This is a genomic window from Bradyrhizobium sp. P3_C3 (genome assembly GCF_056402655.1).
Genome location: NZ_JBFUGY010000005.1, coordinates 276123 through 292410, shown reverse-complemented (window position 1 = coordinate 292410; position 16288 = coordinate 276123). Strand labels below are relative to the sequence as shown.

At 64.0% G+C, this 16288-nt stretch carries 15 protein-coding genes; 8 read left to right on the top strand and 7 right to left on the bottom strand.

The window, feature by feature from the left end; all coding sequences use genetic code 11:
* Window positions 1-333: 333 nt before the first annotated feature.
* The 4 genes from AC1DW2_RS08850 to AC1DW2_RS08835 form a co-directional block, all read right to left on the bottom strand.
* Window positions 334-951 carry a flavin reductase family protein gene (locus AC1DW2_RS08850; RefSeq protein WP_085403933.1) on the bottom strand — a complete coding sequence of 206 codons (618 nt, stop codon included), beginning with the start codon at window positions 949-951 and terminating at the stop codon, window positions 334-336.
* Window positions 952-1102: 151 nt separating this feature from the next.
* A complete protein-coding gene (locus AC1DW2_RS08845; protein WP_477005748.1) occupies window positions 1103-2380 on the bottom strand; it encodes an acyl-CoA dehydrogenase family protein in 1278 nt (425 codons plus the stop codon).
* Window positions 2381-2691: 311 nt separating this feature from the next.
* On the bottom strand, window positions 2692-3072 hold the full coding sequence (locus tag AC1DW2_RS08840) for a VOC family protein (RefSeq protein WP_208085670.1): 381 nt from the start codon (window positions 3070-3072) through the stop codon (window positions 2692-2694).
* A gap of 109 nt (window positions 3073-3181) precedes the next feature.
* Window positions 3182-3961, bottom strand: coding sequence for an SDR family NAD(P)-dependent oxidoreductase (locus AC1DW2_RS08835; RefSeq protein ID WP_063986559.1), 780 nt, complete (start codon window positions 3959-3961; stop codon window positions 3182-3184).
* A gap of 179 nt (window positions 3962-4140) precedes the next feature.
* Between AC1DW2_RS08835 and AC1DW2_RS08830 the strand changes: the two genes are divergently transcribed.
* Genes AC1DW2_RS08830 through AC1DW2_RS08820 form a run of 3 tightly spaced genes read left to right on the top strand, consistent with a single transcriptional unit; the run spans window position 4141 to window position 6293 of the window.
* On the top strand, window positions 4141-4929 hold the full coding sequence (locus AC1DW2_RS08830) for an enoyl-CoA hydratase/isomerase (protein ID WP_477005747.1): 789 nt from the start codon (window positions 4141-4143) through the stop codon (window positions 4927-4929).
* A complete protein-coding gene (locus AC1DW2_RS08825; RefSeq protein ID WP_477005746.1) occupies window positions 4926-5912 on the top strand; it encodes a phosphotransferase family protein in 987 nt (328 codons plus the stop codon). The genes AC1DW2_RS08830 and AC1DW2_RS08825 overlap by 4 nt, the downstream gene beginning before the upstream one ends.
* A 3-nt stretch (window positions 5913-5915) precedes the next feature.
* Complete coding sequence (locus AC1DW2_RS08820) at window positions 5916-6293, top strand: DUF6285 domain-containing protein (protein WP_477005745.1); 378 nt, start codon at window positions 5916-5918, stop codon at window positions 6291-6293.
* A gap of 183 nt (window positions 6294-6476) precedes the next feature.
* Here the strand turns inward: AC1DW2_RS08820 and AC1DW2_RS08815 are convergent, their stop codons facing one another.
* Window positions 6477-7256, bottom strand: coding sequence for an enoyl-CoA hydratase-related protein (locus AC1DW2_RS08815; protein ID WP_477005744.1), 780 nt, complete (start codon window positions 7254-7256; stop codon window positions 6477-6479).
* Between the two features lie 212 nt (window positions 7257-7468).
* On the opposite strand from AC1DW2_RS08815, the gene AC1DW2_RS08810 reads away from it, so the two are divergent.
* Window positions 7469-8743 (top strand): acyl-CoA dehydrogenase family protein, encoded by a 1275-nt coding sequence (locus AC1DW2_RS08810; RefSeq protein WP_477005743.1) that lies wholly within the window; start codon window positions 7469-7471, stop codon window positions 8741-8743.
* A gap of 125 nt (window positions 8744-8868) precedes the next feature.
* Here AC1DW2_RS08810 and AC1DW2_RS08805 read toward each other — a convergent pair whose 3' ends face one another.
* Window positions 8869-10449: a fatty acid--CoA ligase gene (locus AC1DW2_RS08805; protein WP_477005742.1), complete on the bottom strand. Its 1581-nt coding sequence runs from the start codon at window positions 10447-10449 to the stop codon at window positions 8869-8871.
* A 231-nt stretch (window positions 10450-10680) separates the two neighbouring features.
* A complete protein-coding gene (locus AC1DW2_RS08800; RefSeq protein WP_063986558.1) occupies window positions 10681-11553 on the bottom strand; it encodes an SDR family oxidoreductase in 873 nt (290 codons plus the stop codon).
* A gap of 105 nt (window positions 11554-11658) precedes the next feature.
* Here AC1DW2_RS08800 and AC1DW2_RS08795 point away from each other — a divergent pair, with 105 nt between their 5' ends.
* The 4 genes from AC1DW2_RS08795 to AC1DW2_RS08780 all read left to right on the top strand — a co-directional run bounded on the left by AC1DW2_RS08795 (window position 11659) and on the right by AC1DW2_RS08780 (window position 16265).
* The gene (locus AC1DW2_RS08795) at window positions 11659-12468 is read left to right on the top strand and encodes a crotonase/enoyl-CoA hydratase family protein (RefSeq protein ID WP_028157166.1); all 810 of its coding nucleotides are present in this window, start codon (window positions 11659-11661) and stop codon (window positions 12466-12468) included.
* A 179-nt stretch (window positions 12469-12647) separates the two neighbouring features.
* Window positions 12648-14192 carry an acyl-CoA synthetase gene (locus tag AC1DW2_RS08790; protein WP_477005741.1) on the top strand — a complete coding sequence of 515 codons (1545 nt, stop codon included), beginning with the start codon at window positions 12648-12650 and terminating at the stop codon, window positions 14190-14192.
* Window positions 14193-14303: 111 nt separating this feature from the next.
* Window positions 14304-15098: an enoyl-CoA hydratase/isomerase family protein gene (locus AC1DW2_RS08785; protein WP_477005740.1), complete on the top strand. Its 795-nt coding sequence runs from the start codon at window positions 14304-14306 to the stop codon at window positions 15096-15098.
* A gap of 87 nt (window positions 15099-15185) precedes the next feature.
* Entirely contained in the window at window positions 15186-16265 is a 1080-nt protein-coding gene (locus AC1DW2_RS08780; RefSeq protein ID WP_477005739.1) for a rhomboid family intramembrane serine protease, read from the top strand.
* The last annotated feature ends 23 nt before the right edge of the window (window positions 16266-16288 follow it).

Sequence of the window (16288 nt, the reverse complement as noted above, 5' to 3'; positions counted from 1 at the left end):
CGTCAAGACGGTCCTTCGATACGTCGATACCAACCGCGATGATATCCATGGTCACCCTTCCTTGCCTAATCGGGCTTCGCACTTTGCGGCCCAGGCGACTGTTCGGGTTCAATGGACTAACGGACGGGGCACCTCTCTCACCCACGGCCTGCAACGACCTGGGGGTTTGCGGGCTCCCGTCCGTCACCGCAACGTCTACAATAGCAGACCTGCGGCGCTTCGACTTACAAGGGGGACTCTCCGCGAGTCCAACTCACACTGTTTTCTCGGAAGCAGCCCCTCACCCCAGCCCTCTCCCCGTAAGAACGGGGCGAGGGAGCGCGATGGCGCGGCCTACTTCCTCTTCGCCCCTTCCGCGGCCGGAAACACCACGCGATCATCCGTGCGGCAGTAGCGATCGGCGAACATCCGGCCGATCGGGTGATAGCGGTCCATGTGCACCCGCATCGCCTTGTCGTCCCACAGCTCGTCGCGGATATGGAAGTGGATGCCTTCGCCCATGATCAGCCGGCGATCGTCGTTGACGTCGATCATCTTCCAGAGCTTGCACTCCATCGCCCAGGGCGTGTCGGCKAGCCGCGGCACGGCGATCTTCGCCGACGGTGCGAGCTTCAGCCCGAGATAGTCGGGCTCGCCCACTTCGGGCGGAAAATCTCCGCTGCTCTCGTGCATGGCTTTCGCCAGCGGCTCGTCGGCGAGGTTGACCACGAACTCGCCGGTGCGCTGGATGTTGAGAAACGTGTCCTTGTCCTGGCCGTTGGGCTTGCGGTTCGCCGCGAACATGCACAGCGGCGGATCTTCGCAGAAGGCGTTGAAGAAGCTGAACGGCGCGGCGTTGACGACGCCGGTCGGCCCGACCGAGGTCACCCACGCGATCGGCCGTGGCAGGATGAAGGACGTCAGCACCTTGTAGCGCTCGCGTGGCGTCAGGTCGCTTGCGGCGTATTCCATGGTGGCCCCGTAGGAGTGAAACTCTCGTAGGRTGGGCAAAGCGAAGCGTGCCCACCACTTCTTGCGAAGCCGCGATGGTGGGCACGGTGCGCGAAGAGCGCGCCTTTGCCCACCCTACGGCTCTTCCCGAGCGGGGAGAGGCCAGAGACTTTTACGCCATGCTCAACTCGTGGCGTCCCACCACCATCCAGTGCACCTCGTCCGGACCGTCGGCGAAGCGCAGATGGCGGACGTCCTGGTACATCTCCGCGAGCGGGGTCCAGTGCGAGATGCCGGTGGCGCCGTGCATCTGGATCGACTGGTCGATGATCTTGCAGGCGCGCTCGGGCACCATGGCCTTGACCATGGAGACCCAGACGCGGGCCTCCTTGTTGCCGAGCACGTCCATCGCCTTGGCGGCCTTGAGCACCATCAGCCGCATCGCCTCGATCTCGCAGCGCGCCTGCGCGATGATCTGCATGTTGCCGCCGAGATGGGCGATCTTCTTGCCGAAGGCCTCGCGGGTGAGGCCACGCTGCACCATCAGATCCAGCGCCTTCTCGGCCTTGCCGATGGTGCGCATGCAGTGATGGATGCGGCCCGGGCCGAGGCGGAGCTGCGAGATCTCGAAGCCGCGGCCTTCGCCGAGCAGCATGTTCTCCTTGGGCACACGGACGTTGTTGAAGCGCATGTGCATGTGGCCGCGCGGGGCGTGGTCCTGGCCGAACACGTACATGGGCCCGAGCACCTCGACGCCGGGCGTATCGCGCGGCACCAGGATCTGCGACTGCTGCTTGCTGGGCGCCGCATCCGGATTGGTCTTCACCATCACGATGAGGATCTTGCAGCGCGGATCGCCGACGCCGGAGATGTAGTATTTCTCGCCGTTGATGACCCATTCGTCGCCGACGAGCTTTGCGGTCGTCGAAATGTTCTTGGCGTCGGAGGAGGCGACGTTCGGCTCGGTCATGACATAGGCCGAGCGGATCTCGCCGTTCATCAGCGGCTTCAGCCACTTCTCCTTCTGCTCCTTGGTGCCGACGCGCTCCAGCACTTCCATGTTGCCGGTGTCCGGCGCCGAGCAGTTCATGCTCTCGGAGGCCAGCGGGCTCTTGCCGAGCTCGGAGGCGATATAGGCGTAGTCGAGATTCTTCAGGCCCTGGCCGGTCTCGTCGTCGGGCAGGAAGAAATTCCAGAGGCCTTCCTTCTTGGCCTTGTTCTTGGCGACCTCGAGCACCTCGAGCTGTTTCGGGGTGAAGCTCCAGCGATCCTGCTTGCCTTCGCCGGCCTTGGCGAACTCGATCGACATCGGCTCGACGGTGTCGCGGATGAATTTCCTGACGTGATCGTAGAGCGGCCGGACCTGGTCCGACATGCGCAGATCGTTGAGCTCGTCGCCGGGATTGAGGGTGTAGTTGGTGGTGCGGGGTATGTAGGCGTGCTTTGTCATTGTTCCTCCCGGGGTCACTGAGATCGCGTTGGGCCGCAGAATAGTCGCAGCGCGGCCAAAGCGCGAGCGCGCATTTTTCAGGCGACCCATGCCATGCGATGGAATATCGCGAGGGCGTTTGAAATGTTGTTTGAATGGCGCCGAAGGCTCGGTGTACGCGCGCCACATTTCTCCGCTGTCATCGCCCGCGAAGGCGGGCGATCCAGTACTCCGTGACGGTGGTGATTGAATCGAGAAGCCGCGGCGTACTGGATTCCCCGCCCCAGTGCGCAATTGCGCACAAGGCGGGGAATGACACCGTCCTGGAGCAATCAGTTCGGCAGCCGATGCATCGCGCAGATCTTGTTGCCGTCGAGATCGCGCAAATAAGCGATGTAGAGCTTGTTCCCTGCGCCCTCGCGGATGCCGGGCGGATTCTCGATCGGCGTTCCGCCGGCGGCGACACCGGCGGCGTGCCACTTGTCGACCTGCTCAGGCGAGTTGGCGGCAAAGCCGATGGTGCCGCCATTCGCGCATGTGGCGGCCTCGCCGTTGATCGGCTTCGTCACCGAGAACACGCCGGTCTTGGTGATGTAGAAGATGCGATGGCCGTCAACCCTGGCCGGGCGCACCTCGAGCGTGCCGAGCAGGTTGTCGTAAAAAGCCTTGGCCTTGTCGAGATCGTTGGTGCCGATCATGATGTGTGAGAACATTTGCCCATTCCCCTCAGAGTTTGTAGCCCGGATGGAGCGCAGCGAAATCCGGGTCTTGCTTGCTTTTGAAAACCCCGGATTACGCTTCGCTCCATCCGGGCTACGAGATTCAAAACGCCGTATAGCCGCCGTCGATCACGAACGTATCCGCGGTGTGATACGACGACGCCTTGCTCATCAGATACACCGCGATGCCGCCGAAATCGCTGGCCTCGCCGAAGCGCCGCATCGGAATGCGCGGCATCACATTGGCCACGAACTTCTCGTTGGCCATGATTCCCGCGGTCATGTCGCTCTTGATCCAGCCGGGCAGGATCGCATTCGCGGTGACGCCGTGACGCGCCAGCTCGACGCCGAGCGCGCGCACCAGCGCGTTGATCGCGGCCTTGGTCGCGGCATAATGCTCGTTGCGCGCCGTGCCGAAGATCGAGGCGAGGCTCGACGTCGCGACCAGCCGGCCGAAGGGATCGCCGGCATTGGCGCGCTCGGTCATGTGTTTTGCGGCGGCCTGGAACGCGTGGAACACGCCGTCGAGATTGGTCGCAAACATCGTGCGCCACTCTTCCTCGGTGCGCTCGATGAAGGAGCGCCGGCCGCCGCCACCGATGCCGGCATTGGCAAAGCAGCCGTCGACCCGCCCGAAAATGTCGAGCGTCGCCTTCATCGCGGCATTGACCGAAGCGGGATCGGTGACGTCGCAGACGCGGGTGTCGACCTTGCCGGATAGCCCCGTCATGCTCGCGGCAGCAGCCTTGTTCTTGTCAGGATTGCGGCCCCAGATCGAGACGTTGCAGCCCTGGCCGGCGAGCGCCTGCGCGATGCCGAGCCCGATACCGCCATTGCCGCCGGTGATCACGGCGACGCGGCCGGTGAGGTCGAAAAGGTTCATGGCGCGTTTCCTGTTTTTGGCACGGGCGCGCGCCAGCCTGTGCGCGCAAGATTGTGCGATACGACGACAAGGTATGTTCGGACCACCATGGACAAGGCCGCAACAAAAATCAAATATGCGCCCCGGCAAAACTAATTCCGGTCTGCGAAACATCGCTAGTACCAACTGACGAGGAAACCATGCAGTTCAAACACGTCACGCTCGATTTCGATGGCTCGGTCGCGATCCTCCGGCTCGACCATCAGGAGGTGATGAATGCGGTCTCCATGGACATGCTGGGCGGCCTCTCCGATGCCCTCGACGCGATCGAGGAGAAGAAGGGCGAGGTCCGCTGCGTGGTGCTGACCGGCGCGGGGCGGGCGTTCTGCACCGGTGCGAATCTGCAAGGACGCAACAACCAGTCGAAGAAGACCAAGGCCGGCCTGACGCTCGAGACCGGCTTTCATCCCTTCCTGCGCCGCATCCGCAATCTGCACTGCCCGATCGTCACTGCCGTCAACGGCCCGGCCGCTGGCGCCGGCATGAGCTTCGCGCTGCTCGGCGACATGATTTTGTGCGCGCGGTCCTCTTACTTTCTCCAAGCCTTCCGCCGCATCGGCCTGGTGCCGGATTGCGGCTCGACCTGGCTGCTGCCGCGCCTGATCGGCCGGGCGCGTTCGGTCGAATTGTCGCTGATGGGCGAGCGCCTGCCGGCCGAGAAGGCGCTGGAATGGGGCCTCATCAACCGCGTCTATGACGACGGCGTGCTGATGGAGGAGGCGATGAAGCTCGCGCGTGATCTGGCGAGCGGCCCGACGGTCGCGCTCTCGCTGATCCGCAAGCTCTACTGGGACAGCCCCGAAAATTCGTTCGAGGATCAGCTCAATCTCGAATTCCAGTGCCAGCTGCGCGCCGGCGACACGGACGATTTCCGTGAAGGCGTTGGCGCGTTTCTGGAGAAGCGCCCGACGCAGTTCAAAGGCAAATGATCGAGGCCGAGCTCTCCCGCAGCGTCGCGCGCTGGTGCGAAGGGGCGACCGGCGTCACGGGCGCGGCAAAACTGTCCGGCGGCGCCAGTCAGGAAACCTGGCGCTTCGACATCAAGCATCCCGATGGGCCGATCGGCGCGATCCTGCGCCGGTCGCCGAAGGGCTATGGCGCCGCGCCGACGCGGGCGGCCGGTCTCGGCGCCGAAGCGCAGTTGATGCAGCTTGCCTATGAGGCTGGCGTGCCGTCGCCGCGCGTGATGCATGTGCTGACGCCGGACGAAAATCTCGGCACCGGCTTCATCATGCAGCGGGTCGAGGGCGAGACCATCGCCCGCAAGATTCTTCGCGATGATGAGTACGCGGCGGCGCGGCCGCGTCTCGCGCGGCAGATCGGCGGCGTGCTCGCCGGCCTGCACAAACTGCCGCAGGACAAGCTGCCCGAGCTGCGCAGCCGGTCCGCGACCCAGGAGATCGGCGAGTTCGAGCGCGACTATCGCAGCCTGAACTGGCCAAAGCCCGTGTTCGAGCTGGCGCTGCGCTGGCTGCGCGACCATGATCCCGGCCCCTCGGCCGAGACCACGCTGGTGCACGGCGATTTCCGCAACGGCAATCTTATCATCGGCGCCGACGGCGTCCGCGCCGTGCTCGACTGGGAGCTCGCCCATCTCGGCGATCCCATGGAGGATCTCGGCTGGGTCTGCGTCAACTCCTGGCGTTTTGGTGAGATCGACAAGCCGGTCGGCGGTTTTGGCACACGCGAGGAGTTGTTCGCGGGCTATGAGGCCGCGGGCCGCAAATGCGATCCCGTGCGCGTAAAATTCTGGGAAGTGATGGGGACGCTGCGCTGGGGCATCATGTGCGGCGGCATGATGCAGCGGTTCCGCGAGGGGCCTGACCATTCGATGGAACGCGCCATGATCGGCCGCCGCGCCAGCGAGACCGAGATCGATCTGTTGCGGCTGCTGGCGCCGCGCGGGAGCTGATACATGCAGGACGAACCGACACCGACCGAGCTGACCAAGGCGGTCGCCGATTTCCTCCGCAACGACATCACGCCGCTGATCTCCGGCCATCAGGCCTTCAAGCTGCGCGTCGCCGTCAACATCCTCGACCTCGTCACGCGGCAGCTGACGCAGGAGGAAGGGAGTGACGCGAAGGAGGTGGAGCGGCTGCGTGCGCTGCTGGGCATGGACGGCTCGGTCACCGATCTCAACCGCGCACTCGCCGATCGCATCGCCAAGGGTGAGGTTGATTTGGCAACGCCAGGTCTCGTCGAGCATCTGTGGGCGACCACGATGGATAAGCTAGCGGTGGACCAGCCGAACTACGCATCGTACAAGCGGGAGCTGGGGCGAGGCGGGTAGACGGTGCCATATTCTCCGCTGTCATCGCCCGCCTAGTGCGCAATTGCGCACAGGGGCGGGCGATCCAGTATTTCAGAGACGGCAGTGATTGAACCGAGAAGCTGCGGCGTACTGGATGCCCCGGTCAAGCCGGGGCATGACAGTGGTGATGATGGAGGATCTCGCTTGGGCGAGCGAAACTTCCTACTTCCCCACCCATTTGGGCGGCCGCTTCTCCGAGAACGCCTTCGGGCCCTCGATGTAATCCTGTGAAGCCACCATCGCCTTCACCGCCGGATATTCGCGCTGCTCCTCGATCGCCTGCTCCAGCGAGACGGCGAGGCCCTTCTGGATGGTCTGCTTCGACGCCCGGATCGACATCGGCGAGTTCTTGGTGATCATCTCGGCCCAGCGCAGCGCGCCCGACAGGGCCTCGCCTTGCGGCACCACCTCGTTGACGAAGCCGAGCTCATGGCCCTCCTTGGCGCTGACATGGCGCGCGGTGAGGATCATGCCCATGGCGCGCTTCAGGCCGATCTGGCGCGGCAGGCGATGCAGGCCGCCGGCGAGTGCGGCGAGGCCAACGCGTGGCTCGGGCAGGGCGAAGGTTGCGTTCTCGGACGCGATGATCAGGTCGCAGGCGAGCGCGATCTCGAAGCCGCCGCCCATGGCGACGCCGTTGACCGCGGCGATGATCGGCTTGTCGCAATCGAATCGCGAGGTGAGGCCGGCAAAGCCGCCCTTGTCCCAGCCGCGCTTGCCGCCCGCCGCCTGCCATTTCAGATCGTTGCCGGCGCAGAACGCCTTGTCGCCGGCGCCGGTGACGACCGCGACCCACTGCTCGGGGTCGGCGGAGAAGTCGTCAAACACCTTGTTGAGCTCGAAATGCGCATCGATGTGCAGCGCGTTGTAGACCTCGGGCCGCAACAGCGTGATGATCGTGATCGGCCCCTTGCGTTCCACCTTTGAGAATTTCAGATCCATCGCGCGCTCCCGCATTTTCTCGTGAAGGAATATTGCGGACATACTAGCGCGCGTCAGCGCCGCGACACCATCGAATTGCGCGGGCGCGCCTTGCGCCTGTCACACGCCTTGCCTTGCTTGACTTGCGCGCGCACTTCTCACCTTAATCGCGCGAAGCGAAAAGCGCGGTAGCGCCTTAACGCAAAACAACAAAATCAATCCGGGAGAGAGCCGTGGATTTCTCATTGCCTGCCGATCTCGTCGCCTATCTCGGAGAGCTCGATCGATTCATCGAACGCGAGATCAAGCCGCTCGAACAAGCCGACGACAACATTCGCTTCTTCGACCATCGCCGCGAATGGGCGCGCACCGATTTCGACAATGGCGGCCTGCCGCGCCATGAGTGGGAAGCGCTGCTGCGCAGGGCCAAGGATCTCGCGGATGCCGCCGGCCATCTGCGCTTTCCGGTGCCGAAGCAATATGGCGGCAAGGACGGCTCCAACCTCTGGATGGCCGTGATCCGCGAGCACTTTGCCGCCAAGGGTCTCGGCCTGCACAACGATCTCCAGAACGAGCACTCCATCGTCGGCAATTTCCCCGTTGTCACCATGCTCGATCGCTATGGCCGCGACGACCAGAAGGCGATGATCGACGGTTCGATCAAGGGCAAGTACCGCATCACCTTTGGATTGACGGAGCCGCATCACGGCTCGGACGCCACCCACATGGAGACGCGCGCGGTGCCCGCGACCCGCGACAACGTCAAGGGCTGGATCATCAACGGCGAGAAGATGTGGACGACCGGCATGCACGTCGCCACGCATTGCGCGCTGTTCGCGCGCACCTCGGGCAATGACGGCGATGCCCGCGGCATCACCTGCTTCCTGGTGCCGGCCAAGAGCGATGGCGTGAAGGTCGAGGAGTACATGTGGACCTTCAACATGCCGACCGACCATCCCCGCGTCAGCTTTACGGACGTGTTCGTGCCTGAGGACGCGCTGTTCGGCGAAGTCGGCCGCGGCCTGTCGCTGGCGCAGTGCTTTGTCCACCAGAACCGCATCCGCCAGGCCGCGAGCTCGCTCGGCGCCGCCGTCTACTGCATCAACGAGAGCGTCAAGTATGCGCGCGAGCGAAAGCCGTTCGGCAGGGCGCTCGCCGAGAACCAGGCGATCCAGTTCCCGCTGGTCGAGCTCGCGACGCAAGCCGAAATGCTGCGCCTGTTGATCCGCAAGACCGCCTGGGAGATGGACCAGCTCAACGAGGAGCAGATCGAGCGCACGCTCTCCGACCGCGTCTCCATGTGCAATTACTGGGCAAACCGCCTCTGCTGCGAATCCGCCGACCGCGCCATGCAAGTCCACGGCGGCATGGGCTATTCACGCCACAAGCCGTTCGAGCACATCTACCGCCACCACAGGCGCTACCGGATCACCGAAGGCAGCGAGGAGATCCAGATGCGGAAGGTGGCCGGATTCCTGTTCGGGTATATGGGGCCGGGAAAGCATTGAGCGGTTGCTGCGAAGCATCGCTGCCGTAGGGTGGGCAAAGCGGAGCGTGCCCACCGTTCTTGTTGCAAACGAAGAATGGTGGGCACGGCGCTTTGCGCCTTTGCCCACCCTACGGCACCGTGGGATCAATTCACCCTTCTATCCTTCCCCGCCCAATACGGCTCGCGCAATTGCCGCCGCAAGATCTTGCCTGACGGGTTCCTCGGCAGCGCCGGCAGGAACTCCACGCTCTTCGGAGTCTTGAACCCGGCAATGCGTTCGCGGGTGAAGTTGATGATGTCGGTGGCGGTCGCCTGCTTGCCGGGCTTCATCACCACGACGGCCTTCACGGCCTCGCCCCATTTGTCGTCGGGCACGCCGATCACGGCGGCTTCCGCGACATCGGGATGATCGCACAGCGCGCTCTCGACCTCGGCGGGGTAGATGTTCTCGCCGCCGGAGATGATCATGTCCTTGATGCGGTCGTGGATGTAGAGATAGCCGTCCTCGTCCATGTAGCCGGCGTCACCGGTGCGCAGCCAGCCATCGCCGCGCAGCGTCGCCGCAGTCGCCTCCGGCAAATTCCAATAGCCGGCCATGTTGGAGCCCGAGCGCGTCGCGATCTCGCCGACCTCGCGCGGCGGCAGCGGCTTGCCGTCCGCATCCAGAATCGCGATCTCGACGCCCGGCAGCGCCTTGCCGGCCGAGCGCATCCGCTCGAGGCCCTCGACGTGATCCTCCGGCGGCAGCGCGACGATGGTGCCTGTCGTCTCGGTCATGCCGTACATCTGCACGAAGCCGCATTTGAAGATCTCGATGCATTCCTTCAGCAGCGCCGCCGGAATGGGCGAGGCGCCATACAGCATGTATTTCAGCCGCGAGAAATCGACCGTCTTCGCGCGCGGCTGCCGTACCACGAACTGCATCGCCGCCGGCACCATGAACAGCTTGGTGATGCCCGACTGCTCGAAGAAATCCAGCACCTTGGTCGGATCGAACTCGCGCGCGATCACGCCGCGGGCGCCGTGATAGAGTCCCATCACGCCCCAGCCGGAGCCGCCGATGTGGAAGATCGGCATCGCCACCAGCGACACGTCGTCGGTGGACCACCGGTTCCACTCCGGCTTGTCCTCGGCATTGCCGGTTTGTACGAGGTTGAGGAAGTTCGCATGCGACAGCATCGCGCCCTTGGGCTTGCCTGTGGTGCCCGACGTATAAAGCTGGATTGCGATGTCCCTGGTATCGATCGGCATCCTCGGATCGTCGCCCTTCTGCGCATCGCGCCAGGCCGTAAAATCCTGCCATTCCGGCGCGCCGCCTTCGGTGGTGATGACAGTGCGCACGCCAGGCAACTGGTCCTTGATCTGGCGGACCTGCGCGATGAACTCCGGCCCGACGAACAGCACCGGCGCCTTGCAATCCGCGACGATGAACGCGACCTCGGGCCCGGCAAGCCGCCAGTTCACCGGCGCCATCACCACGCCGGCCTTCATCGCGCCCATCAGCAGCTCGAAATAGAGGTCGCTGTTCTTGCCGAGATAGGCGATGCGGTCGCCCTTCTTCACGCCCATCGCGATCAACGCGTTGGCGACCTTGTTGGTCTTGACGTTAAACTCGGCAAAGCTGGTGACGCGGCCCTCGAACTCGTAGGCGGTCGCGTTGCCGCGGCTCGTCGCGCGCTCGCGCACCATGTCGGCGAGATTCGCCAATGGCTGTGTGGTGAACATGTCTCTCCCGTGGCGTCTTGTTTTTATACCTGGGAGTGTGGCGTCATCCGCGGGTGAAGACAAGATGGGAGAGGCAATCGACGGTCTCGCGTCCCGGACGCGCTGCAGCGCTTGCGCTGCTGCGCAGAGCCGGGACCCATTCTATCCACGTGCAAGAAGGCTGGGCCCCGGCTCTGCAGCGCATCACGCCGAAGGCGGCGCGCTGCGCTGCGTCCGGGGCACGAGAGAGCATCACCCCCGCTTCGCCCGGTCCTTCTCGTTCTGCGCCATGATGCTCTCGCGCGCGGTTTTCCAGTCGTCGTCGCTCCAGTCGCGGAGCTGGTAGAAATTGCCGCCCATCGCCAGCGCCTGCGCGCCGTCCATGGCGATGGTCTCGCCGCTGATCCAGTCGCAGCCGCCGGAGATCAGGAACACCGCGAGGTTCTGCAATTCCTCCATGGTGCCGACGCGGCCCATCGGGTTCATCGCCTTGGTGCGGGCGCCGGCTTCGTCGCCGGGCTTGATGCGCTTGCTCATGCCCTCGGTCGGGATCTCGCCCGGCGCGATGGTGTTGAGGCGGATGCCGTACCGGCCCCATTCGGTCGCGAGCGACATCGTCATGGCGTGGATCGCCGACTTGCTCATCGCGGACGGCACCACGTAAGGCGAGCCGTTGCGCACCCAGGTCGTGGTGATGGAAACGACATTGCCGGGCTGCTTCAAGGCGATCCAGCGCTTGCCGACCGCATGGGTCACGTAGAACGTGCCGTGCATCACGATGTTGGCGACGGCATCGAAGCCGCGCGGCGAGAGCTCTTCGCTGCGCGAGATGAAATTGCCGGCCGCGTTGTTGATGAGATCGGTGAGGGGAGCGTCACGAAAGATCGTCTCGATCATCTCTTCGACCGCGAGCGCGTTGCGGATGTCGACGCCGTGGCTGGTGACGCGGCCACCATACTCGGCCATCAGCTCGGTCGCGGTCTCGTCGCACACGATCTTGCGCCGGCCGCAGATGTGCACCTCTGCTCCAAGCTGGAGGAAGCGCGCCGCCATCGACTTGCCGAGCCCGGTGCCGCCACCGGTGACAAGGATGTTCCGGCCGGCCAGAAGATTTTCCTTGAACATGGCTGTTTCCTCCGCAGGCATTGTCAGTTAATTGGTCGATTGACTAAATCCGGCCGCCGGCTTCCTGTAAAGCGGCACTGAACAAGAACAGGGGAGAATTCATCCATGGAAGAGCGCGTCTCGATCTCGATCTCGGAAGGCGTCGCCGACGTGCGCCTGGTGCGCGCGGACAAGATGAATGCGCTCGATCAGGCGATGTTCGAAGCCCTTGTTGCCGCAACCGACCGGCTTTCGAAGGAAAAGGGCGTGCGTGTCGTCGTGCTCTCGGGCGAAGGCCGCGCCTTCTGCGCCGGTCTCGACATGGGGCGTTTTGCCGCCATGAAGGAGAAGGGCGGCAACGGAATTCCGGGTGGCGAAAATCGCGATCTCACCAAGCGGACGCATGGCCAGGCGAACTTTCCGCAACAGGCGGTGTGGGGCTGGCGCCAGTTGCCGGTTCCGGTGATCGCGGCCGTGCACGGCGTCGCTTTCGGCGGTGGGTTCCAGCTCTCGCTCGGTGCCGACATGCGCTTTCTCTCGGCCGATGCGCGGATGTCGGTGATGGAGATCAAATGGGGCCTCGTGCCCGACATGGCCGGCACGCCGATCCTGGCCTCGCTCGTGCGCGACGACATCCTGCGCGATCTCACCTACACCGGCCGCATCTTCTCCGCACAGGAAGCGATGAGCTACGGCCTCGCGACGCGCATCTGCGACGACCCGCGCGCCACGGCTCTCGAAGTCGCACGCGAAATTGCCGGCAAGAGCCCCGACGCGATCCGCGCCGCAAAGCGCCTGCTCAACAATCTCTCGGTCGATCCGGGCCCGGCACTGCTCGCCGAGTCCGTCGAGCAGCAGAAGCTGATCGGCAGTGCGAACCAGACCGAAGCGGTGCGCTCCAATCTGGAGAAGCGCGCGGCGAGGTATGTGGATTGATACTCTGTCATTCCGGGGCGATGCGAAGCATCGAGCCCGGAATCCATAACCACGATCGGGAGTACGGATTCTCAGATGCGCAATTGCGCATCGTAGCCTGCGCCTTCGGCGCATCCCGGAATGACGATCGCGGGTGTAGCTACAGTTTTGAACCGACGAAAGATCGGAAAAAGCAACAAATGAGCGAAACGTCCCCATTCCTCGGCATCGTCTCCGGCGAGCGCCGCCGTACCCACGCCGAAGTCGCCAACCGCGCGGATCGCATCGCGAGCGGCCTCGCCAAAATCGGCGTCAAGCAGGGCGATTGCGTCTGCATGCTGATGCGCAACGACATCGCCTTCCTCGAAGCCGCCTACGCCGCGATGCGGCTCGGGGCCTATGGCGTGCCGATCAACTGGCACTTCAAGCCGGAGGAGATCAACTACATCCTCGGGGATACCGGCACGTCCGTGCTGATTGGACATGCCGACATGCTGCACGCCCTGCGCGATGCCATTCCGAAAGGCGTCACCGTGCTCAGCGTGCCGACCCCGCTGGAGATCCTGTCCAACTACAAGATCGACCCCGATCACCTGAAGGCGCCGGACTTCGCGATCGATTTCGAATCCTGGCTCGCACAGTACCCGCCCTACGACGGCCCGGTCGTGCCGCAGCCCATGAACATGATCTACACGTCAGGGACGACCGGCCATCCAAAGGGCGTGCGGCGCAATGCGCCGACGCCGGAACAGGCGGCGGCCGGCGAGCGCATGCGTGCGATGATCTATGGGCTCAAGCCCGGCGCCCGCGCGATCCTGCCGGGCCCGCTCTATCACTCCGCGCCGAACTCGTTCGGCATTCGCGCCGGCAAGCTCGACGGCGCGCTGGTGCTGATGCCGCGCTTCGAGGCCGAGGAGTTCCTGGACCTGATCGAACGATACAAGATCGACACCATCTTCATGGTCCCGACCATGTTCATTCGCCTGATGAAGCTGCCGGAGGTGGTCCGCAAGAAATACGATGTCTCGTCGCTGCGCCACATCATCCATGCCGCCGCGCCATGTCCGGCCGACGTCAAGCGCGCCATGATCGAATGGTGGGGGCCGGTGATCTACGAGTTCTACGGCTCGACTGAATCCAGCGCCGTCACCTTTGCGACGTCAGAGGACGCACTCAAGAAGCCCGGCACCGTCGGCAGGATTTCGCCCGGCGCCGAACTGCGCTTCATCGGCGATGACGGCCGCGTGCTGGGCGTGGGCGAAATCGGTGAAATCTATTCCCGCATGGCCGAAATGGCTGACTTCACTTACCACAACAAGCCGGAGAAGCGCGCCGAGATCGATCGCGACGGTTTCATCACCTCCGGCGACGTCGGCTATATCGACGAAAACGGCTACGTCTTCATCTGCGACCGCAAGCGCGACATGGTGATCTCAGGCGGGGTCAACATCTATCCGGCCGAGATCGAATCCGTGCTCCACGCTGTGCCCGGCGTGCATGATTGCGCCGTGTTCGGCATCCCCGATGCCGAGTTCGGCGAGGCGCTGATGGCCGTGGTCGAACCGCAACCGGGTGTCACGCTCGATGCGTCCGATGTCCGTGCAAGGCTGAAGACGTCGCTCGCCGACTACAAGGTGCCGAAGCATATCGAGATCCGCGCTGGGCTGCCGCGCGAAGACTCCGGAAAGATCTTCAAACGCCGGCTCCGCGATCCCTATTGGGAGCAGGCGGGGCGGAAGATTTGAGGGCCTTGTAGCCCGGATGGAGCGAAGCGCAATCCGGGGCGGTGCTCGCGTCAAAAAGACCCCGGATTTCGCTTCGCTCCATCCGGGCTACGAACACAGGAACGAATGATCATGACCGACGCCGCAAACGAAGTCCTCTACGAAGTCGCCGACCACATCGCGGTGATCACGCTGAATGCGCCGGAGCGCATGAACACGATCTCCGGCCCGATGCTGAACGATCTGGCGCGGCTGCTGACCGAGGCCAATGAGGACCGCAACGTCCGGGTCGTGATCCTCACCGGCAAGGGGCGGGCATTCTGCGCCGGCCTCGATTTGCGTCGGGAGCGCGACGGCAATGGCCTCAGCGCCGCGTCTTCGCCGACCACGATCAATCTGCGCAACACGCCGCCGACCGTGCTTCAGGCGATGGACAAGCCGACCATCTGCGCCGTCAACGGCGGCGCCGCCGGTTACGGCATGGACACCGCGCTCGGCTGCGATATCCGCATCATGGCGGAGTCCTCGAAGCTTGCGGCGGCCTTCGTCAAGCGCGGCGTCGTGCCGGAATCCGGCGGCACCTGGCTGCTGCCTCGGATGCTCGGCTGGGCCAAGGCTTCCGAGCTGATCTTCACCGGCCGGACGCTCAGCGCCCGCGAGTGTCTGGAATGGGGCCTCGCCAACGAGGTCGTGCCGGATGCCGACTTGATGGGCCGCGCCCGCGCCATCGCCCGCGAAATCGCAGCCAACGCGCCGCTCGCGGTGCAGGCCACCAAGCGCATGATGCGGATGGGCCTCAACGAGAACTTCTCCGATCACGTTCACCACGTCTACCTCCAGCTTCTGCCGCTGTTCAAGACACAGGACATGGCCGAGGGCATGAAGGCGTTCATGGAGAAGCGTGAGCCGAAGTTCGAGGGGCGGTAGGCGCCGCCTGATCGCGCACGCTGGAGTAGCAATCAGTAATCGGCTCGGCTAGGTTGACGTTCCCACGCCAACCGCTTGCGATCGCCGATGCCCTCATACCGCGCCAGCTTCTTCGAAGTTCCTCATGCGGCCCTTTACGCGCTGATGACGGTGACCGTCCTGGCGTCGGGATTCTGCTTCATCCAGGCAGGCAGTCCGGCGGCGCCGGCAGAGTTGCTGTATCGCTATGGCGGCATGTATTCGGGCGCAATCGCGCGGCATGAGTACTGGCGCCTGCTCGCCTATGGCTTCCTGCATGTCAACTTCGTCCACCTCACCATGAACATGTTGTGCCTCGTGCTGTGGGGCGGACATCTCGAGCGGCGAGTGGGACCGGCCTATTTCCTCATCATCTATCTCTGCGCGATGGTGTTCGGCGCCGTCATCGGCAATGGCATCCATTCCACGCCCTATTTGACCGTCGGCGCGTCCGGCGCCACGTCGGGCATTTTGGGTGCGCTGCTCTGCCTGTGGATCCTCGGCAAGCTCGACGTCAGGTTCGACTTCTTCGCCATCAACATCGGATTGAACATCGCGTTTGCGCTCGGCAATTCGCGGATCGACTGGGGCGTCCATCTCGGCGGCTTTGCGGCCGGATTGATCGCCTGCGCATTGCTGGACCTCATCGAGAAGGCGAATCCTTACGCGCTTCGTTGCAAGTTTCCCGAAGGCGTGAAGGTCAATCTCACTCTGTTGGCCTGTGTTGCTGCTGCGTGGGCCTGGAGCGGTCAGGCCATCGCCGCCGGGATTTCCGGATGGGGCCTGGCCATCGTTGTCGTGGTCGCATGCTGTGCGGTCGTGAAGGTGGTTGATCTCGTCCTCTCCATGAAGAAGGGTCTTGCGATCGTCGTGGTCGCCCTGGCTGGAGCGAATGCTGTCACCATCCTGCTGTGCGGTTTGGCTCTGGCATCTTCTTGCAGTCCGCGCTGGCCAACCGGGTCCGTTCCACTCGATAATCTTCTCGTCATATTCTGTCCCAATCCTGTTCTGATCTCGGGGCTGGCCGCGATCGGTGCCGCCGCGGTGACGCTGTGGCTCTGCGCAAGGGAAATTTCGCGCGGGATCGAGGATGTCGGATTTGTCGGCACATCGCTGCGTGCCGAACGCAGCCGGCGTCATGGACTATGACCGCGGAGGTCGTGCTATAAGAG